19 protein-coding genes are annotated in these 20,105 nt (G+C 73.1%); 11 read left to right on the forward strand and 8 right to left on the reverse strand.

Annotated features, from left to right (window positions below; genetic code table 11):
* From AB0917_RS20585 to AB0917_RS20600, 4 genes are all read right to left on the reverse strand, one after another.
* On the reverse strand, positions 1-571 hold a 571-nt coding region (locus AB0917_RS20585), incomplete at its 3' end, for an SAM-dependent methyltransferase (protein ID WP_366821037.1).
* Between the two features lie 78 nt (positions 572-649).
* Positions 650-1,753, reverse strand: coding sequence for an NAD(P)-dependent alcohol dehydrogenase (locus AB0917_RS20590; RefSeq protein WP_366821038.1), 1,104 nt, complete (start codon positions 1,751-1,753; stop codon positions 650-652).
* 2 nt (positions 1,754-1,755) lie between these two features.
* Positions 1,756-3,162: an aldehyde dehydrogenase family protein gene (locus AB0917_RS20595; protein ID WP_366821039.1), complete on the reverse strand. Its 1,407-nt coding sequence runs from the start codon at positions 3,160-3,162 to the stop codon at positions 1,756-1,758.
* A 131-nt stretch (positions 3,163-3,293) separates the two neighbouring features.
* The gene (locus AB0917_RS20600; protein ID WP_366821040.1) at positions 3,294-4,046 is read right to left on the reverse strand and encodes a (5-formylfuran-3-yl)methyl phosphate synthase; all 753 of its coding nucleotides are present in this window, start codon (positions 4,044-4,046) and stop codon (positions 3,294-3,296) included.
* 248 nt (positions 4,047-4,294) lie between these two features.
* On the opposite strand from AB0917_RS20600, the gene AB0917_RS20605 reads away from it, so the two are divergent.
* The 5 genes from AB0917_RS20605 (at position 4,295) to AB0917_RS20625 (ending at position 7,035) form a co-directional block, all read left to right on the forward strand.
* Positions 4,295-4,474 carry a hypothetical protein gene (locus AB0917_RS20605; protein ID WP_366821041.1) on the forward strand — a complete coding sequence of 60 codons (180 nt, stop codon included), beginning with the start codon at positions 4,295-4,297 and terminating at the stop codon, positions 4,472-4,474.
* Between the two features lie 225 nt (positions 4,475-4,699).
* Positions 4,700-5,431, forward strand: coding sequence for a HemK2/MTQ2 family protein methyltransferase (locus AB0917_RS20610; RefSeq protein WP_366821063.1), 732 nt, complete (start codon positions 4,700-4,702; stop codon positions 5,429-5,431).
* Complete coding sequence (locus AB0917_RS20615; RefSeq protein WP_366821042.1) at positions 5,415-5,690, forward strand: CDGSH iron-sulfur domain-containing protein; 276 nt, start codon at positions 5,415-5,417, stop codon at positions 5,688-5,690. The genes AB0917_RS20610 and AB0917_RS20615 overlap by 17 nt, the downstream gene beginning before the upstream one ends.
* On the forward strand, positions 5,690-6,697 hold the full coding sequence (locus tag AB0917_RS20620; RefSeq protein ID WP_366821043.1) for an iron-containing redox enzyme family protein: 1,008 nt from the start codon (positions 5,690-5,692) through the stop codon (positions 6,695-6,697). The genes AB0917_RS20615 and AB0917_RS20620 overlap by 1 nt, the downstream gene beginning before the upstream one ends.
* A 170-nt stretch (positions 6,698-6,867) precedes the next feature.
* Complete coding sequence (locus AB0917_RS20625) at positions 6,868-7,035, forward strand: DUF6381 family protein (protein ID WP_366821044.1); 168 nt, start codon at positions 6,868-6,870, stop codon at positions 7,033-7,035.
* Positions 7,036-7,058: 23 nt separating this feature from the next.
* Here the strand turns inward: AB0917_RS20625 and AB0917_RS20630 are convergent, their stop codons facing one another.
* Both AB0917_RS20630 and AB0917_RS20635 read right to left on the reverse strand, forming a co-directional pair.
* Positions 7,059-7,814, reverse strand: coding sequence for a transporter substrate-binding domain-containing protein (locus AB0917_RS20630; RefSeq protein ID WP_366821045.1), 756 nt, complete (start codon positions 7,812-7,814; stop codon positions 7,059-7,061).
* Between the two features lie 183 nt (positions 7,815-7,997).
* A complete protein-coding gene (locus AB0917_RS20635) occupies positions 7,998-10,406 on the reverse strand; it encodes a polysaccharide lyase 8 family protein (RefSeq protein WP_366821046.1) in 2,409 nt (802 codons plus the stop codon).
* A gap of 325 nt (positions 10,407-10,731) precedes the next feature.
* Here AB0917_RS20635 and AB0917_RS20640 point away from each other — a divergent pair, with 325 nt between their 5' ends.
* From AB0917_RS20640 to AB0917_RS20665, 6 genes are all read left to right on the forward strand, one after another.
* Positions 10,732-11,832 (forward strand): substrate-binding domain-containing protein, encoded by a 1,101-nt coding sequence (locus AB0917_RS20640; protein WP_366821047.1) that lies wholly within the window; start codon positions 10,732-10,734, stop codon positions 11,830-11,832.
* A gap of 241 nt (positions 11,833-12,073) precedes the next feature.
* On the forward strand, positions 12,074-13,381 hold the full coding sequence (locus AB0917_RS20645; RefSeq protein WP_366821048.1) for a sugar ABC transporter substrate-binding protein: 1,308 nt from the start codon (positions 12,074-12,076) through the stop codon (positions 13,379-13,381).
* Between the two features lie 123 nt (positions 13,382-13,504).
* On the forward strand, positions 13,505-14,497 hold the full coding sequence (locus AB0917_RS20650; protein ID WP_366821049.1) for a sugar ABC transporter permease: 993 nt from the start codon (positions 13,505-13,507) through the stop codon (positions 14,495-14,497).
* Positions 14,494-15,426 (forward strand): carbohydrate ABC transporter permease, encoded by a 933-nt coding sequence (locus AB0917_RS20655; RefSeq protein ID WP_366821050.1) that lies wholly within the window; start codon positions 14,494-14,496, stop codon positions 15,424-15,426. Before AB0917_RS20650 ends, AB0917_RS20655 begins: the two co-directional genes overlap by 4 nt.
* A gap of 56 nt (positions 15,427-15,482) precedes the next feature.
* Complete coding sequence (locus tag AB0917_RS20660; RefSeq protein ID WP_366821064.1) at positions 15,483-16,469, forward strand: hydroxyacid dehydrogenase; 987 nt, start codon at positions 15,483-15,485, stop codon at positions 16,467-16,469.
* A 39-nt stretch (positions 16,470-16,508) separates the two neighbouring features.
* Positions 16,509-18,032: an HAD-IA family hydrolase gene (locus AB0917_RS20665; protein ID WP_366821051.1), complete on the forward strand. Its 1,524-nt coding sequence runs from the start codon at positions 16,509-16,511 to the stop codon at positions 18,030-18,032.
* 15 nt (positions 18,033-18,047) lie between these two features.
* Here the strand turns inward: AB0917_RS20665 and AB0917_RS20670 are convergent, their stop codons facing one another.
* Positions 18,048-18,917: a class II fructose-bisphosphate aldolase gene (locus AB0917_RS20670; protein ID WP_366821052.1), complete on the reverse strand. Its 870-nt coding sequence runs from the start codon at positions 18,915-18,917 to the stop codon at positions 18,048-18,050.
* A 114-nt stretch (positions 18,918-19,031) separates the two neighbouring features.
* On the reverse strand, positions 19,032-19,916 hold the full coding sequence (locus AB0917_RS20675; protein ID WP_366821053.1) for an SIS domain-containing protein: 885 nt from the start codon (positions 19,914-19,916) through the stop codon (positions 19,032-19,034).
* Positions 19,917-20,105: the final 189 nt, after the last annotated feature.

The raw sequence follows: 20,105 nt of genomic DNA on the forward strand, positions 1-20,105 counted from the left end.
GCAGATAGAACAGCAACCCCTCGACCAGCCAGACGCTCGGCGCCGCCGGGTCGAAGCCGGCGCCGGGCAGCGCGCCGGCCCAGTCGGCGCGCAGATCCATCGGGATCGGTACGCGGGCCGCCCTGGGAGTGGCCGACAGACCGCCGAGCACCTGGTGCTTGAACGCCAGCACCTCCTTCCTGTCGATCTCGAAGACCACACAGCCGGGCGGCCAGTCGAGCCGGAACGCACGCGAGTCCAGCCCTGCCCCCAGAAGGACCACCTGGCGGACGTCGCCCGCCCGCACCGACCGGAGAAGGAAGTCGTCGAGGACCCGCGTGCGCAGCCCGAAGTACCGTGCGAACCGTCCCCACAGCGGGTTCGCGTCCCCGTCCGCGACCTGCCGCGGGTGGACCGGCCAGCCGGCGGACGCCGGTGCGGCGAGCACGAAGTGCTCCGCGTAGACGTCCTGCGCCAGGCTGTCGGGGCGGTGGGTCTCGATCGCCCGCGCCGCCGCGACGAGAAGGGCGGTCACACCGACCCCTCCCGCCACGCCCTCCACACCGGTGCCCCGATGAGCTGTATCGACCATGTGTACTCCTCCTGGAGCGCGTAGAGATGACGAGCAGTGAGCGCGATGGGTCCGGCGGATCTGCGGGGAGCGCCGGGCTCAGCGGCTGCTCCCCTCCGGAATCAGGACCGGTTTGACCACACGGCCCTCCTCGCAGTCGCGTTCGGCCTCGTTGATGTCGGCGAGCGGATACGTACGGATCAGCTGGTCGAAGGGGAACCGGCCGGCCTGCCACAGGCCGGTCAGCCGGGGGATCAGCAGCCCCGGCACCGCGTCCCCCTCGCAGATGTGGGAGATCTTCCGGCCCCGGTCCAAGGTCCCCGGTTCGAGCGGGAGCGCGGTGTGCAGCCGTGCCACCAGCCCGAGGTGACCGGTCGGGCGCAGGGCCCGCAGCGCGTCGTTGATCAGCTGGACGGAACCCGTGGTGTCCAGGGCGTACCGCGCGCCGCCGTCCGTCAGCCGCCGGATGCGGCCCGGCAGGTCGGCGGAGGCGGAGTGCAGCGGGACCGCGTTCAGCTTCTCGGCGAGGGCCAGCCGTTCGGGGTGCCGGTCGACCGCCACGGCCACCGCCCCGGCGGCCGTCGCCGCCATGACCGCGGCCAGGCCCACCGCTCCCGCCCCGAAGACCGCGACGGTGTCGCCGGGGCCGGCGCCGAAGGAGTTGAGGACGGCCCCGGCGCCGGTGAGGAAGCCGCAGCCGAGCGGCCCGAGCAGTTCGAGGGGGAGCGAGGGATCGACCCGTACGGCGTTGCGGGCCGGGACCATCGCGTACGCGGCGAAGGAGGACTGGCCGAACCACCGGGGGGCCAGGGCGCCCCCGGCCGCGTCGGTGAACCGCGCCGCGTTCTCCGGCCGCCCCCCGAAGAGGTTGAGCGAGGCGAACCGCTCGCAGTAGGCGGGGGCCGCACCCAGACAGCTCCGGCAGTGTCCGCAGGAGTCGAAGCTCAGCACGACGTGGTCGCCGGGGCCGAGGCCGGTGTCCGGTCCGCCCGTCTCCACCACGACCCCGGCCCCTTCGTGGCCGAGCACCGCAGGCAGCGGTGAGCGGCCCGCCGAACGCCGGACGGCCAGATCGGTCCGGCACATCCCGCAGCCCGCGATCCTCACCAGGACCTCACCCTCGGCCGGCCCGGCGTTCAGGATCACCTCCTCGAGGGCGAACGGGTCCTCGTACGAGCGCAGTACCGCCGCACCGAACCTCATCGTCAGGCCTCCCGCGGGCGGTGTACGACGAACGGCCTGAGGTTCCCGTACAGGCCCCACGGCCCGCCCGCGACGCCGACACCGCTGTCCTTGATCCCGGCGAAGGGCTGGGCGAGCGAGAGTTCGGCATGGTGGTTGATCCACGCCGTCCCGCACTCCAGCCGGTCGGCCACCGCCCCGGCCCGGTCCAGGTCGGTCCCCCACACGGAGCCGCCCAGCCCGAAGCGGGTGGCGTTGGCCGCCTCGACGGCCTCGTCCAGGCTCCGGTACGGCAGCACCGGCAGGACCGGGCCGAACTGCTCATCCGTCACCACCGGGCTGTCGGGCGGGACATCGGCCAGGACGGTCGGGGCGTAGAAGTAGCCCGGCCGGTCCAGCCGGTGGCCACCGGCCACCGCCTGGGCCCCGTCCGCCAGCGCTCGGGCCGTGCAGCGCTCCACCCGGGCCAGCTGGGCGGCGTTGTTGAGAGGCCCCAGCTCCGTACCCGGGTCGAGACCGGCCCCGACGACGACGGTCTTCGCGCGTTCCGCGAGGGCCTCGGTCACCTGGGAGTGGAGCCGGGCCGGGGCGTAGACGCGCTTGACCGCCATGCAGACCTGCCCGCAGTTGCGGAACGCCGCCCAGAACAGCCGGTCCGCGATCCGCCCCACGTCCACGTCGTCCAGCAGCACGGCGGCGTCGTTGCCGCCCAGCTCCAGGGTGACCCGGGCGAGGCCGGGCGCGGCCCCCGCCGCGACGGCCCGCCCGGTGGGCACCGAGCCGGTGAACGTCACATGGCGGATGCCCGGATGTGTCGCGAGGAGGGCGCCGAGGGGCTCCCGGCCGGTGACGATCGTCAGCACGCCCTCGGGAAGGGCGGCGGACAGGACGGACCCCAGCAGCCGGGTGGCGAGCGGGGTGAACGGGGAGGGCTTGAGCACCACCGTGTTGCCCGCGGCGAGCGCGGGCGCGAACTTCGCCGACGCGAGCTGGAGGGGGAAGTTCCACGGGACGATGGCGGCGACCGGGCCGAGCGACCGCCAGCGGATCTCGCTGTGCACCGGCCGGCCGTCGGTGATCGTCCGGGGCTCGGGGGCCATCTCGGCGAAGTAGCGCAGGCGGGCCGCCGTACGGGCGACCTCCGCGTACGACTCGGCCAGGGGCTTGCCCTGTTCACGGGTGAGCAGGGGGGCGAGGTCCCCGCCGGCCGCCTCCACGGCGTCGGCCGACGCGAGGAGGGCGGTGGTACGGGCGGCGGGGTCCGACCGCCAGCTCCGCCAGGCCTCGTGGGCCCGGCCGACCACCGCGTCCAGCTCGTCCGGCTGCTGGTCGGGAGCCTCGCCGAAAGCCTCTCCGGTCGCCGGATCGAGGACGGTGAAGCGCTCACCGCGGGACCGGGACGGGCGGCGGGGCTGCTGACGGGGGCTCACGGAGGCTTGGGAGTCGGGATCCGTGGCGGGGTGGGAGTGAGGTTCTGTACCAGGGTGTGAGTGAGGTTCTGCGCCAGGGCGGGACCGAGGATTCGTTTCCGCGCGGGGCCGAGGATGGCTCACGCCGGCGGTCAGCGCGCGGCCACGGTGGCCGCGTGCTCCCGGGCGTGCCGGTCCATCTCCGCCCGGAAGGCGGCGATCAGCCGTGGCTGGATCCTGCCGGTGTTGCGGTCACCCCCTTCGCAGACCGCCCCGCGCACGCCCACGATGTCCGTCCCGACGCGGGTCAGCGTCGCGAGGTCCTCCACCTTCACGCTGCCCGCCAGCGCGGCGAGCAGGTCGGCCTCGTGGGCCAGCCGGACGAACTCCGCGCACGCGGTCGGCGAGACGTGGTCGAACAGCCGCGTCCCGTCCTTGATCGCGGTGTCGAGCATGGCCGCGTCGGAGCCGGAACGGCGGGCGATGTCGGGCAGTGCGAGGGGGTTGACGCAGCCGATCCGGTGGGCGTCGGCGTAGCCCGAGGCGACGACGAACGCGTCCGGCCGGTGGTCCTTCACGGCCCGCACGACCCCGCGCATGACCTCGACGGCCTGGTCGGGCGTCGTGCATCCGTAGAGGCCGACCTTGATGTACGTGGCTCCGGAGACGGCCGCGCCGAGCGCCGCCTGGGCCACCGTGCCGGGCTTGAACGGTACGTCCCCGACAGTGGCGGACACCGGCTTGTCCGCCGGGACCGCCCCGCGGATCTCCCGGATGACCCACGGGAAGTTGGCGCCGAGCGAGCCCTCGTCGGGCTTCTTGACGTCGACGATGTCGAGGTGTTCCGCCGCCTTCGCGCATGCGAGGGCCTCTTCGACACCGTCCGGGGAGATGAGAAGCAGCAACGTGGGTTCCTTCCGCCGCGTGTCCGCCCGCCGCCGCGTGTCCACCCGCCGGAGGGCGGGGCGCGGATTCGCCGGGATCGTGTTCGGTCGGCTCATCCTCACCGCGGCCCAGGGCCCCCGGCAGGGCGCGCGGGATGGCGAACGGAGCACTGCCGTGACGCGCTCACGCCCCCACGGCGCGCCCTCGGCCGCCTAACCCCGCGATTCATGGGCACACGGCTCTCACCACACTAGGAAGGGAATCACCCATGCTCGGTATAGCCGCGGCAGTTCTGTTCTTCATCGCCTTCCTGATCAATGCGGCGGACATCTCGACGAACGAGGTGTTCGCATCGACGAACGTCATGCTCATCGGTCTGGCGCTGCTCGCCCTGCACGTGGCAGGAGTCGGTTCCGGCCTGCGCACCGGGGCGTCGCGCAGGCGCTGACGCACGCGGAACGCCTGACAGGGCGGGGCCCCGTACATCCTGTGTACGGGGCCCCGCCCTGTCACGCGTGACCTGTGCGGCCGCCCTGCCACCGGCAGAATTTCGCAGGTGTGAACGGGTCGGCCAGGGGAACTCGGTACGGCGGCCGGGACCGGAAGACCGGTCACTCTGGGCGAACTCACGATTGGCGCCCCGGACCGAAGGAGCGGAGCCTTGACGGGTGGCATGACCCACGACCCACGTGCCCGACGTGTGCAGGAGGTACCCGTGTCCGCCGTTGTGCGCACGTCCACCGCTTCCCGGGGCCCGGGTGTCCGCACCCTGCCCGGCGTCTACGCGCCCCAGCACGACACACACCTGCTGCTGAGGGCCCTGGCCCGCGAGGCCGTCGGCCCCGGCTCCGAAGTGATCGACCTCGGCACGGGCAGCGGCCTCCTCGCGGTGGCCGCCGCTCGCCGGGGGGCCCAGGTGACCGCCGTCGACGTCGGACGCCGCGCCGTGCTCACCGCCCGCCTGAACGCCCGGCTCGCCCGGCAGCGGGTGACCGTCCACCGGGGCGACCTGGCGGACCCGGTACCGGGCCGCACGTACGACCTGGTGCTCAGCAACCCGCCCTACGTCCCCTCTCCGCTGGGTCCGCCGCCCCGGCGCGGCAACGCGCGCGCCTGGGACGCCGGGCACGACGGCCGTGCGGTGGTGGACCGCATCTGCGACGCCGCCCCCTACCTGCTGCGCAGGGGAGGCGTCCTGCTCATGGTCCACTCCGACCTGACCGGTACGGAGGCGACACTGCGACGGCTGTCCCGTGGCGGGCTGAAGGCCGCGGTGAGCGACACGGCGAGCGTGCCGTTCGGTCCGGTCCTGCTCTCGCGGCTCTCCTGGCTGCGGGGCCGGTGCCTGCTGGACGAGCAGACCGACGAGGAGAAACTGGTGGTCATCCGTGCCGAACAGCCCTGACCGGCCCACCCGGCCCACCCGCGTCGCCCTCGGGGCCGAGGGGCCCCTGCTGGTGGAGGGGCCGGTCGAGGTGGTCGGCGACGACGGCACCCTGTACACCTCCCGCCGCTTCACCACCGCGATCTGCACCTGCCGCAAGACCCGTACGTACCCGTGGTGCGACACCAGCCACCGCCGCCGCGTCAAGGCCGAACCGCAGACCACCGACGGCGTGGGCGACCGTGACGGCGTGGCCGACCGCACCGATGGGGCCGCCTGATGCCCGCCTTCCGTGAGCCGAGGCGCCACAGCCCCCCGCTGCCCGCCCCGCGCGGACCGCTGTCGGGCGAGGTCGTCACCGCCCTGCGCACCGGCGCGGCCCCCCGGGCCCACGCGGCCGGTGACGCGGACCCCTTCGGCGACGACCTCCAGCTCGCGCTCTACGTCCTGTACGAGCTGCACTACCAGGGCTTCGAGGACGTGGACGAGGAGTACGAGTGGGACCCGGCCCTGCTGGCGCTGCGCCGCTCCCTCGAGAAGCCCTTCCTCGCCGCGCTCCGCGCGGGCGCGCGCACGGACGGGGACGTGGACACCGCTCTGGCCGGTCTGCTGGTCGAACCCATAGGCGACGACGGCCACAGCGTCAGCCACTTCCTGCTGCACGAGGGCGAGCTGTGGCAGCTGCGCGAGTACGCCGCCCTGCGCTCGCTCTACCACCTCAAGGAAGCCGATCCGCACGCCTGGGTGATCCCGCGGCTGTACGGACGGGCCAAGGCCGCGATGGTGGCGGTCGAGTTCGACGAGTTCGGCGCCGGACGGGAGGCGGACATCCACGCCCGCCTGTACGCCGAGCTGATGAGAGACCTGTCACTGGAGACGGCGTACGGGCACTATCTCGACGTCGTGCCCGCCGACGTGCTCGCCACCGTCAACCTGATGTCCCTGTTCGGGCTGCACCGCTCTCTCAGGGGCGCTCTCGTCGGCCACTTCGCCGCCGTCGAGGTCACCTCCTCACCCGGCTCGCGCCGGCTCGCCGCGGCCCTGAAACGCGTCGGGGCGGGACCGGCCGCCCAGCGGTTCTACGACGAACACGTGGAGGCCGACGCGGTGCACGAACAGGTGGTGCGCCGAGACGTCATCGGCGGACTGCTCGCCGACGAGCCGCGGCTGGAACCCGACATCGCCTTCGGCATCGAGGCCACCGGACTGCTGGACGACCGTGTCGCCACGCGTCTGCTCGCCGCCTGGCGGAGCGACTCCTCGGCGTTGCGCGGTCCGCTGGACTGACCGTCGGCGACGCGAGGGGCCCCAACCGACCGGCGGGGCCCCTCGCGCATCGGTGTCACCGTATGTGACCCCACGAGATGCGGTCCGGCCGGACTCCGGTGACGCTGGGGCTCCGGTCGCGCACGCAACTCCCCGTTGCCGACGGAGGAACCACGACGGAGGACACCCCCATGGACCTGCCCGACACCCCGCTGGAACGAGCCCGCCGCACCCGTGAACGCGCCGAGGAACTGGGCCGCGCCGCCGACCGGGCGACCGACCCTGAGCACCGGCAGCGCCTGCGCGAGAAGGCCCGCCGCCTGCTCGGCGAGGAGCTGGAGGGCCAGGAAGGGAGCTGACCCGCGCCGAAGCGAGGTGCGGGTCAGACGGGGAGAGGGGCGGCGGGCGCCACGAGCGCACCCTCGATGCCGTGCCGCTCCAGCGCGTCCGCGACGAACCCGCTCGCCTTCATCTCCTCCACGAAGGACGCCAGCACCTCCTGTGCCGCCGTACCCCGGCCGGCCGGGATGCCCATGGCCTGCTGGATCACCATGAAGCGCCCCGGCAGCACCCGTACGCCGGGCGCACGCCGGGCCTCACCCTCCAGCAACTGGCGGATCCCGGCGGCCACTTCGACCTCTCCCTCCCGCAGGGCGGCGAGCGCGGCGGGGGCGCCTTGCAGCCGGACGATCTCGGCGTGCTCGAGCGCGCGGGTGAGGAAGAGGTCGTAGGCGCTGCCCGAACCGACCGAGACGCGGGTCCCCTCACGGTCCACCTGCCCGTTGTCGGCCGGCGCGGACGACTCGCGTACGAGGTAACTGCCCTCGATCAGTACATAGGGAGCGGTGAACAGCAGCCCCTCGCTCCGCGCGGGGTCCACCGCGAAGAACCCGATGTCCGCCCTCTCCGCCTTCACCGCGTCCACGGAGGCGGCCGCCTTCTCGAAGACCACGAGCTCGACGGGCACCCCGAGCCGCCGCCCGAACGCGTACGCGAGGTCGATCGAGACACCGACCGGGTCGCCGCCCGCCGGATCCCGGTTGGCCAGGATCGGATTGCCGAGGTTGATGGACGCGCGCAGCGTGCCGTCGGGCGCGAAGGCGGGAACGAGGGCCGGAGCTATCCGCTGCTGGGTCATGCGGGCGAGTCTACGAGCCGGGTGCCCGGTGACGAGGGAGCCGGAGCTGCCCCGGGGCCCCGGCCCGTGACCAGGGCGTATCTCAGGCACCCACCGTCCCGTCGCCCCCTTCCCGCAGCAGGTCCGCGTGCCCGCTGCGACGGCCGCGTCGGCGGTCGGTACCCCCGCCGCCGGCCCCGGCTGTCAGGCCGGCCGCACCTTCACCGTCTGTGTAGCCCCACGCGTACCCGACAGGTCGCCGAAGACGAGCCGCAACGACGCCCCCGTGGTCGCCGACGTCACGGTCGACGGCTTCGAGACGACCGAGGAGACGGCCCTGTTCCACGTCAGGGTCAGGCTCGTCCGCATCCGCATGGGGTCGCTGACGCAGACGGTGGCCGTGCCGTCGGCGTGCTCGGTGACCATGACGGAACAGGGGGCGTCCGCCACGAGCGGTCCGACGCTGCCGCCGAACCAGAAGTTGACGGCGGTCAGGCCGAGCGAGGGGACCGACACCCCTTGCTGGTCATCGGTGTTGGCCAGCACCCGCAGCCAGCCGGTGTCGGCGGCCCGTGCGGCGGTCCGCTGCTCGGAGGCACCGGGCAGCAGCTGGTAGGCGTACGAGGCGTCCGCCGGGTTCCGGCCGTGGTCGACCCGGAGGGTGAGATAGGTGCGGGTCAGCGTCTCCGTGGAACCGCCGGTGTTGATGTCGCGCCACCGACCGGACCGGTTCTCACGGAGCGCCTCGACGGTCGCCCCGCCCGGGAAGACATAGCCGCCGTGCCCGCCGAGATGGGCCCAGGAGGCGTCGGTCAGGGTCGCCGACCATGGGCGGGTGACGGGTTTCGCCGAGCCGTCGACGGTGAAGGGGGCGTTCCCGACCGGCCCCAGGTTGCGGTTGTCGATCGTGGTCTCCACGGCGGCCCCGTCCTGGCAGCGGATGCCGGCGCCCAGACAGACCACGGTGTCGTCCAGGAAGAACCACGACTTCTTCGCCAGCAGCGTGCTGGACAGCCCCTTGAGGTACTGGCCCACTGCTGCCCGCTTCCTGTCGGTGACCCCGCCGACCCAGTTCACATCGGGGAGCGCCACGCCCCAGTCGCCGCCCGCCCCGTCGGCCAGCGGCTTGCGCGAGACCGTGGTGCCGGGGAGCCGGTACGGGTCGACGGTGGGCCAGAACGCGTCGCTGTACTGGCCGTTGGCGAAGGTGTCGCCCCACCAGTAGAGCATCCCGGCCCCGGTGTGCCAGCCGCGCAGGTTCTCGCCGTTGCCGGTCTCGTAGTACGTGATCCGCCGGTCGGCCATGGACAGGGCGGCGGCCCAGCCGGGGCGGCGGTGGGTGGCCCGTGCCATGTCGGGGAAGAGGCGGTGGCCCTCCGGCTCGGGCAGCGGGGTGAGCGAGGTGTCGTCCAGTACGGACTTGAGGCGGGCCAGGGCGGTGAGCCCGAGGGAGGGGTTGCTCAGCGGCGGGCTGTAGTAGTCGCGCTGGGCCCAGCCCTTGACGAGCGCGCGCCACCGCTCGTTCTCGGCCGCCGACGCACCCCGGCCCAGCAGCACGATCGAGGCGAGGACGGGGTGGCCGCGCCGGTGGTCGTCGACCTCGCCTCGGCTGATCGCGCGGCCCGCGACGGAGTCCATGACGAGCCCGTTGTGGAGGAACGGCGCCCAGGCGTTCTCCACCGCGTCGAACACCACCTGCCGCTTCGGGTCGGTCACCTCCCACGTGGTCCCCTTGAGCAGCGCGAACAGCAGCCCGAGCCCACCGAGCATCACCGAGCCGTAGCTGCCGGTGTAGGGCACGGTGGTGTGCTGGATGAACGAGCCGTCGGCGTAGAGGCCGTCGCCCTTGGTGACCAGCGGGAAGACAGGGGAGAGGGCGTCCCGGGCGAGCGCGATCCTGGCAGCCGTCCCGCCGACGACCCCGCGCAGGGCGAGCACCCGGCACAGGTCGACCCGGTTCGCCCCGGTGCTCGTACCGGTGTACGAGGCCACGGCGGAGTCCGGTACGAAGTGGTCGACGGCCGCGCAGTACCGCCCGAGCTGCGCCGGGGTGAGGGCGTCGTACATCAGCACGCACACGTCCAGCAGGGCCTGCGGCGCGCCGATCTGCCAGCTGTACCAGTTCCCGTACCGCACCTGCCCGGCCTTGTAGACCTGGCTGTTGAGGTGTTCGAGGCCGGTGACGATCGCGTCGCGCAGGCCGGTGTTCCCGGTCAGTCCGGTGCCCTGCTGCCGGTAGGCCTGGGCCATCGTGTTGAGGCGGATGAAGCTGTCGGCCATCTTCGCGGAGAAGGCGTACGACTCGGGGTCGGTGTCCGGGTCGGGGTCCGCGTACACGGCATCCGGCCACAGCGCCCCGTTCGCCGGAGCCATGGTGTCGAGCCACTGCCGGGCCTGGGTGCCCAGCGTCGTCAGCCGGCTCTTGAAGGGTTCGGCGGTCGGGCTGAACCCCTCGCCGAGGATCAGGGTGCTCCAGGTGGTGCGCAGCGCGGCGTACGGATCCTCCTCGGCCGTGGCGGTGCGGGGCGCGGCCGCCGCGAAGGCGCTGCCGCCTGCGGCGGTGAGCACGGCGGAAGTGGCGAGGAACGTACGGCGGGACCAGGCAGATGTCATGGGTGAGCTCCGGGTCGGGTGTCTCGTTTCCGGCGGAACCGGTGCGCCGAGCGCTGACCAGATCCCTGGATCCGACTGTTCTGAGCGGGCAGGCACTTTCTAACAGCCCTCAGGCAATCCGCTCAACAACTTTGGCCGAATTGATCGTGTTGATCGGTTCGGTGGGGGTGTATGTCGCCGACTCGGGCGAACCAGGCCCACTTCCCGGCGGCGCGGGCGGAGCTGCCGGTGGGATCGTTTCGAGCGGATGTGATCGATATGGTTGAGGGGTGTGAGCCAGAGCGGCCACCACCGTCACAGCCGTCCCGAGAGACCAAGGGGATCCATGCGACTCCACGTCGACCAGCGCCACGAGCGGGTGCTCCAGCTCGTCCGCGAACGAGGCAGCCTCCGCGTCGCCGAACTCGCCGAGGAGCTCGGCATGTCCGCGGTCACCCTGCGCAGGGACGTCGAGACGCTCGCGGCCCAGGGGCTGGTGGAGCGGCTGCACGGCGCGGTGGTCTGGCCCTCCGGGGCCTCCGGGCCGGCCCCCGCCGCCACCCCCTCCGCCGAGGGCCTGGTGGTGGGCATGGTCGTGCCGACCACCGAGTACTACTACGCGGACGTGGTGCGCGGCGCCCGGGAGGCGGTGGAGGCCGCGGGCGCGCGCCTGACCATCGGGCTCTCCCGGTACCTCCCCGACGAGGACGCGGCCCAGGCCCGCCGCCTGCTCTCCACCGGCGCCGACGGCCTCCTCCTGACGCCCAGCTGGGAGCGGGGCCACCCGGAACAGGGCGAGGGGCTGTGGGCGGCCGAGCAGGAGACCCCGGTGGTCCTGGTGGAGCGCTGGGCCCCGCTCGGCCACCCGGCGGCGGGGCTCGACCGGGTGCGCTCGGACCACGCCCACGGCGCCGCCGAAGCGGTCGCGCACCTGGCCGGGCTCGGCCACCGGTCCATCGCGCTCGCCGTGCAGGAGAGCCCCACCGCCCCCCGCCTCAGGGCCGGTTACGCGGCCGCCGTCGCCGCCCTCGGGCTGAGTCCGGTCGCCGCCTCGCCCCTTCAGGACGCGCCGTCGCGCTCGGAGGCCGACCGCTTCGAGCGGACGCTGGAGTACCTGTGCGAGGGGGTGGCCGGCGGCGATGTCACCGCCGCGATCGTGCACAGCGACGCGGACGCGATCGTGCTCATTCCGCGCCTCCAGGCCCGGGGCGTGCGGGTGCCGGAGGACCTCGCGGTGATCGCGTACGACGACGAGGTGGCGAGCCTGGCCGACCTGCCGCTCACCGCCGTGGCCCCCGACAAGCACGCGGTCGGCGCGGCGGCGGCCAGGCTCCTGCTCTCCCGGCTGGGCGTGTCCGACGAGGGGCCCGCCGCCCGCCGCCACCTCGACATCCTGCCCACCTTGCGGGTGCGGGTCTCGTGCGGGGCGGCTGCCGCCCGCTCCTGACGTGGAGCGCCCCCTGCCGACGTGACGCGCCCCTCCATCAGCCGTGCCCCGGGCCGACAGGCCCCGCGGGTACGGCTTTTCGCGTGCTCCGACACGCCGCGCGACCGGCCGCACACACCATCACATGGTGATCGATTCGATTGAATTGGTCATTTGCTCTTGACGGTGATCGGTTCTGCGCAAAATGATGTGTGCCGTCCGCCTCATCTCCCGCAGTCCGAGGTCCCGTAGGAGCCGGCCCATGTCCTGTACGCACCGCACCACCCGTCTCGCCCTCGTGGCGTCCGCCGCCTCACTGGCCCTGCTCACCACCGCCTGCGGTGGCGGCTCGGGCTCGGACGCTCCGGGCCCCGGCGACGGCAAGCCCGTCACGCTCACCTTCTGGTCGGCCACCGCGGGCGCCAAGGAGACGGCCGAGGCGTTCAACAAGACGCGCTCCGACATCGAGGTGAAGTTCTCGCTCGTCCCGGCGGGCCCCGAGGGCGTCACCAAGCTCTCCAACGCGGTCAAGGGCGGCAACGCCCCCGACATCGCCACCATGGACTACTCCGCACTCCCCGAGTACGCCAGCGAAGGCAACCTGGAGGACCTCACCGCCGCCTCCGGCGAGCTGGTGGAGAAGGAGTTCCCCGAGGCGGTGCAGTCCCTGGTCAACCTCGGCGGCTCCACCTGGGCGGTCCCCTTCGACGTGACCCCCATCCAGCTCTACTACCGCAAGGACCTCTTCAAGAAGTACGACATCGAGGTCCCCAGGACCTGGGCGGAGTACCGGAAGGCCGCCGAGAAGATCCACCGGGGCGACCCGGACCTCACCATCACCAACTTCGGCGGCGGCGACCCCGCCCTGCTGGCCGGCCTCGCCTGGCAGGCCGGCGCCCAGTGGTACGGCACGAAGGACGACGCCTGGAAGGTGAACATCGACGAACCGGCGTCACGGAAGGTCGCCGCCTACTGGGACGGCCTCCTCGCCGACGGCCTCGCCTCCAAAACCCCGCTGTGGGGTGAGGGTGAGACCAAGGAGCGGGCCACCGGCAAGGTCGCCACCATCATCGGCGCCGCCTGGAGCGCGGGGAACTTCCCCGTCAGCTACCCCGACAGCAAGGGCCGGTGGGGCATAGCCCCGCTCCCGACCTGGGACGGCACACCGAGCACCGGCATGTACGGCGGCACCTCCTACATCGTCCCCAAGGGCAGCAAGCACACCGACGCGGCGGCCGAGTTCATCAAGTGGGTCACCACCGACCCCCAGGCCATGACCGCACGCCTCTCCTCCCTCAAGACCCCCAGCAGCGCCCTGCCCGCCAACGAGTCCATGCGGGCCGCCGCCGCCAAGGAGTTCGACGGCTCCTACTTCGGCGACCAGGACGTCTACCGGATCGCCGGAGAGGCCGCCGGCACCATCGTGCCCGGCTGGTCCTGGGGACCGGTCCAGCAGCAGGTCACCTCGGCGCAGATGGCCGCGGGCGGGGACCACACCAAGATGCTGAGCGCCGGACAGACCAAGGGCGAGAGCGCGGTCACGGACCGCGGCCTGAAGCTCGCCAAGTAGTCCGGCACCCGGCCGGCGGGGCCCGCGCGACGCGGTACGGCGGACGACCGGCCCCCTCGCGCACGCGGCCCCGCCCCGGGTACCCCCTCTTCCCTCCCGCCCATCCCGCCGAAGGAGTTCCAGGTGGCAGTCCCACTCACCCGGCCGGCCAAGACCCCACCGCCCCGGGCCGCGTCACCGTCGGGCGGCCCCGCCGCACCGGCGAGCCCCCACGCGCCGGGCGGCCCGGGTGCGCGACGTGGACAGCGCCGGGCCGTGGCCCTGTTCATGGTGCCGTTCTTCGCCCTCTTCACCGCCGTCACCGTCCTGCCGATGCTCTACGCGGCCTGGATGAGCCTCTTCCGCGAGGAGTCCTCCGGCCTCGGATTCGGCGGCACCGAACGCGTCTTCGCCGGCTTCGGCAACTTCACCGAGGCCCTCGGCAACGAGGCGTTCCTCCGCTCCTTCGGCCACATCGCGCTCTACTGCGTGCTGTACATCCCCGCCATGGTCGGCGGCGCGCTCATCCTCGCCCTGCTCGTCGACTCGGCCATGGCCCGAGCCCGCCGCTTCTTCCAGATCGCCTACTTCCTGCCGCACGCGGTGCCGGGCCTGATCGCCTCGCTGATCTGGCTCTACCTGTACACCCCGGGCCTCAGCCCGATCACCGACGTACTCGACGCCCTCGGCGCCAACTGGAACTTCTTCGGCCAGGACGAGGCGATCTACTCCGTCGTCAACATCTCCGCCTGGCAGTGGACCGGCTACAACATGATCATCTTCTACGCGGGTCTCCAGGCGGTCCCGCGCGAGGTCCTGGAGGCCGCGACCGTCGACGGCTCCGGCGCCCTGCGCACCGCCCTCCAGGTCAAGGTCCCCATGATCCGGCCGACCGTCGTCCTGACCCTGCTCTTCACCTGCGTCGGCGCCATCCAGCTCTTCGACGCCCCCAAGCTCGTCCAGCTCCGGGCCAACACCATGGGCGAGGACTGGTCGCCGACCATGTTCATCTACACCGCGGCCTTCAAGGGCCACGACTACGGCCTGGCCGCCGCGAGCTCCCTGCTGCTCGCCCTCGTCGCCGGCCTGCTGTCCTTCGTCGTCACCACGCTCGGCAACCGGTGGAAGGCCTCATGAGCACCCAGACAGCCACCCCCGACGCACCCGCCGCCCCCGAGCCCCGCACCGGGGCCGCACGCCGGCCGTCCCCGCCCCCGCGCCCCCGGCGCACCCGGGGACTCACCTCGAAGGTCGCCGTCAACGCCGTACTGGCCGTCGTCGCCGTCTACACCCTCATGCCGCTGACCTGGCTGCTCATCGCCGCCACCAAGAACTACCGCGACCTGTTCGCCACCAACCCGTTCAGCCTCGGCGACTTCCACCTCCTGTCCAACCTGGACGCCCTGTTCGCGTACAACGACGGGCTGTACGGCCGCTGGCTGCTCAACAGCCTCCTCTACACCCTGGTCGCGGCCGTCCTCTCCACCCTGGTCTCCGTCGCCTGCGGCTACGCCTTCGACAAGTACGTCTTCCGGGGAAAGGAGAAGCTGTTCGGCGTCGTCCTCGTCGGCGTCCTGATCCCCTCCACCGTCGTCCAGCTCCCGCTGTACCTGATGGCCTCGGAGCTGGGTCTTGTCGACACCTACTGGGCGGTGCTGATCCCCAGCCTCGTCAACCCGTTCGGCGTCTACCTGGCCCGCGTCTTCTCCGAGGGGTACGTCCCCGGCGAGGTCCTCGAAGCGGCCCGGGTCGACGGCGCGGGGGAGCTGAAGACCTTCACCAAGGTCGCCCTGCCGATGCTCGCGCCCGGCTTCGTCACCATCTTCCTGTTCTCCTTCACCGCCAACTGGAACAACTTCTACGGCGCGCTGATGATGCTCAACGACGAGCGGCTCTACCCCGTCAACCTGGGCCTGTTCATGTGGAACCAGAACGTCTACCAGCAGCCGGAGCTGTACCCGCTGGTCATCATCGGCTCCCTGGTGGCCGTCGTCCCGCTGATCATCGCCTTCCTCTGCCTGCAGCGCTTCTGGCGCTCGGGCCTCACCGCAGGAGCCGTCAAGTGAGCCGCCCCGCCCCGTCGCCCAGCCGGCCCCGCACCCGCCCCCGCACCGTCCTGGCGATGAGCGGGGAGACCCGCGACGCGATCCTTTCGCCGGCGGCCCTGGAGCGCCTCACCCGGGTCGCGGACGTACAACCCGCTCTGCTCGTCACCGACTTCGGCGCCGACGACCCGGCCCAGCGCGCCGCACTGCGGGACGCCGAGGCCCTCTTCACCGGCTGGGGCTGCCCGCCCCTGGACGCCTGCGCCCTGAGCGCCATGCCCCGCCTGCGGACCGTCGTGCACGCGGCGGGTTCCGTCAAGCACCACATCACCCAGGACGTCTGGGACCGGGGCATCACCGTCTCCACGGCGGCCACGGCCAACGCCCTCCCGGTCGCCGAGTACACGGTCGCGGCGATCCTCTTCGCCAACAAGCACATCCTGGAGAGCGCCCGCGTCTACCGGCGGTCACGGGCCCGGGTCAACCTGCTCAGCGAGTTCCCGGGCATCGGCAACTACCGCCGTACGGTGGGGATCGTCGGCGCCTCCCGCATCGGCCGCCGCGTCGCCGAACTGCTGCGCCCCTTCGACCTGCGCCTCCTCGCCCACGACCCCTACCTCGACGAGGAGTCCGCACGGGCGCTCGGCGTGGAGCCCACCGGCCTGGACACCCTGGCCGCACAGAGCGACGTGGTCACCCTCCACGCCCCCGAACTCCCGCAGACCCACCACCTGTTCGACGCCGGACGGCTCGCGCTCATGCGGGACGGCGCGACGCTCGTGAACACGGCACGCGGCTCCCTGGTCGACACCGAAGCACTGGCCAAGGAGCTGGTCACCGGCCGCATCAACGCCGTACTCGACCACACGGAACCCGAAGTGCTGCCCGCCGAGTCGCCGTTGTACGACCTGCCGAACGTGCTGCTCACCCCGCACATCGCCGGCTCCCAGGGCGGCGAGCTCCACCGGCTCGCCGACGCCGCGGTCGACGAGCTCGAACGGTACGCCCACGGGCTGCCGTTCGCCCACGGGGTGGACCCCCACACCCTGCACCAGCAGGCCTGACCCGTACCCCGCCCCCCCCGCACCGCCCCGGAGACCGCCATGCCCCCTGCCCGCCGCGTGCTCGTCGTCGGCATCGACGGCGTACGCCTCGACACCCTCGCCCGTGTCCCCACCCCGCACCTCGACACGGTCGCCGACGCCGGATTCCTGGCCCCCGTGACCGTCACGGAGCCCACCCCCACCATGTCCGGCCCCTGCTGGGCGACGATCGTCACCGGCGTGCGCGTCACCAAACACGCCGTGTGGTCCAACGACTTCAGCGGCCACCGCCTCGGCGTCTTCCCCGACTTCACCACCCGCCTGGCCCGCCAGGACGGCCGCCGCACCTACGTCGCGGCGGCCTGGGAGCCCCTGGTCACCGTGGCCGACGGCGGTCCGCTGTTTCGCCGCCCCACCCGACTCACCCACCACGCACCGGCCGCCGACACCCCGCAGGCCTGGGAGGACGCCGACGAGGCGACCGTGCGCGACGCCGTCGCCGTGCTGACCCACGAGGACCCCGAGGCCTCCTTCGTCTACCTCGGCGCCCCCGACGAGACCGCCCACCACCTCGGCTGCACCGCCGCCTACGAGCAGGCCATCGCCTCGGCCGACCGCCGCCTGGGCCGCCTCCTCACCGCCCTGCGCGCCCGCCCGACGTACGACGAGGAGGCCTGGACCGTCCTCGTCGTCACGGACCACGGGCACCGGGACGAGGGCGGCCACGGCGGGGACAGCGAGGCCGAACGCACGGCGTGGCTGGCCTGCGCGGGCCCGGACGTCACGGCGGGAGCCCTTCCCGTACGCCCGGTCCTCCACGAGGACGTCGCGGCCCAGGTGTACGCCGCGCTCGACCGGACCCCCGACTCGCACTGGACCCTGGACGGCACCGCCGTACCGACACTGCCCAGGGCCGTCCTGTTCGACATGGACGGCACCCTGGTGGACACCGAGCCCCTGTGGCTCGACGCCGCCCGCGAGGTCGCCGCCGCCCACGGCCACGCCCTCACCGACGAGGAGGGCGCCTGGGTCCTCGGCCGCACCTGCGCCGACACGGCCGCCTACCTCGCGGCCTTGTGCCCCCGGGCCGTCGGGGGGACCGGTCCCCGAACCGATCCGGAAGCCACGGTGGAATCCGCTCTGGAATCCGCCCTGGAGGACACCTTCCTCGCAGCGGTCGAGACAGGCGTCCGCCTACGCCCCGGCGCACGCGCCCTGCTCGACCGCCTGGCCGACGGGAACGTACCCGCGGCCCTGGTGTCGGCCTCCCCGCGCCGGGTCGTGGACGCGGTGCTCAAGACGCTGGGCGCCGAGGTGTTCCGTACGACGGTGGCGGACGGCGAGACGGACCGCTCCAAGCCCCACCCGGCCCCCTACCTCGAAGCCGCGGCGCGCCTCCGGCTTCCGCCCGAGGCCTGCCTGGTGGTCGAGGACAGCCCCACCGGCATTGCGGCGGCCGAGGCGGCGGGCTGCCGGGTGGTGGCCGTGCCCTCCGCGACACCGATCCCGCGGGCCCCGGGCCGCAGGGTGCTGGACGACCTCACAGAGCTGACGCGCGCATGGGGGCCACCGCCCCGGTCCTGATCCGCCGGCCCGTGGCTAGGCGGCTTTGGCGGCGGGCGCGGGCAGAACCCCCATCAGCCGGCTCACGGTCCGGGCCATCGCGTCCCGGCCCTGGGAGAGATAGGCGCGGGGATCGACGCCCCGCTCGTCCCCGGCGAGGTGCTCCCGTATCGCGCCGGTCATCGCGATGTTCAGCGCGGTGCCGATGTTGACCTTGGCGATCCCCCCGGCGACGGCCCGCGCCAGCTCCTCGTCACCGGCGCCGGACGAACCGTGCAGCACCAGCGGAACCGGCACGGCGTCACGGAGCCGGGCCAGCAGATCGTGGTCGATGCGGGCATCGCGCGAGGTCATGGCGTGCGAGGTGCCGACCGCCACGGCCAGCGCGTCGACCCCGGTCGCGGCGACGAAGGCGAGGGCCTCCTCCGGATCCGTACGGGCACCGGGCGCATGGGCGTCCAGCGGAGCCTCTCCGTTCTTGCCGCCGACCTGGCCGAGCTCGGCCTCCAGCCAGAGGCCGTTCCCGTGCGCCCAGTCGACGGCGGCCCGGGTGGCCGCCAGGTTCTCCGCGTACGGCAGCCGGGCGGCGTCGAACATCGCCGAGCTGAACCCGCACTCCGCCGCCTGGTGCAGCAGCTCGGGGGAGTGGACGTGGTCGAGGTGGAGGGCGACCGGGACGCCGGCCGCGCGGGCCGTCTCGTGTGCGGCGCGGGCCAGCGGGCGCAGCCGCCCGCCGTGATACCTGACCGCGTTCTCGCTGATCTGGAGGATCACCGGAGCCTGGGCGGCCTCGGCGCCCTCCACGATCGCTTCCGCGTGCTCCAGGGTGATGACGTTGAACGCGGCGACCGCACCGCGCCGGGCTGCGGCTTCGGCGATCAGCTCGCCGGTGGCGGCGATGGGCATGGGAACTCCGGGGTGAGGGGCCGTCAGGCGGTGGTGACCGGCCGCCGGGCGGGTGCCGCCGGGCAGGCCGCCCGGCGGGTGCCGGCAGACAGTGCGGACGGTCGTGGCAGGCCGTCAGTTCGTGCTGAGGATGACCGAGCGCGTCAGGTGCCGCGGCCGGTCCGGATCGAGGCCCCGGGCGTCCGCGATGGCCAGGGCCAGCCGCTGCACCCGGACCAGCTCCGCCAGCGGGTCGAGCCCGCCGGCCACCCACCGGGCCCCGGTCGCGTGGACCTCGTCCGACAGCCCGGCCGGTGCGTCACCGAGCATCCAGGTGGCCGTGGAACGGGTGGAGATGCTGATCGGGCCGTGCCGGTACTCCATCGCCGGATACGCCTCACTCCAGGCCAGCGCCGCCTCACGCATCTTCAGCGCCGCCTCGTTGGCGAGCCCCACACTCCAGCCCTGCCCGAGGAAGGTGAACTGGGTGCACTCCACAAGACCGGCCGGCAGTGGCTCGGAGATCGCGACCTGGGCGTCCTCCACGACCGCGTCGGTGTGCAGGCCCAGGTGGGCGCGGAGGAGGGTCAGCGCCGAGGTCGCGAACCGCGTCTGCACGACGGACTTCTCGTCGGCGAAGTCGAGGACCACCGTGTCGTCGGCCGCCGCCGCCATGGGGCTGTCGGGGTCCCCGATGACCACGGTCCGCCGGGTGGCCCCCCGTACCCGCGCGAGCAGGCCGAGCACCTCGGTCGTGGTGCCGGAGCGGCTCAGCGCCACGATCCGGTCGTAGCGGCGGCCGGCGGGGAACTCCGAGGCGGCGAAGGCGTCGGTCTCGCCCTGGCCGCTGCCCTCGCGGAGGGCCGCGTAGGCCTGGGCCATGAAGTACGAGGTGCCGCAGCCGACGACGGCGATGCGCTCACCGGCCGCCGGAAGCCGCCCCGCGACCCCGTCCGCCATCTCCGCCGCCCGCTGCCAGCAGTCGGGCTGACTGGCCAGCTCCTGTGCCACATGCGTCATTTGGTCTCCCCATCCCGCGTCTGATGCTCGAAGCTGCATATTAGGCCCGAGTTTCGAGCATTATCAAGCAGCGAGTGTGCGGTTCATGGAAGGACGGTTTGCAACAGGACACAGAAACGCCCCCCGGTGCGGGCCGGGGGGCGCGTGACGGACAGGGGCGGACGAGAGCGGGTGGGGCGGGACGGGGCA

The organism is Streptomyces sp. NPDC007346, assembly GCF_040703535.1.
Lineage (GTDB): Bacteria > Actinomycetota > Actinomycetes > Streptomycetales > Streptomycetaceae > Streptomyces.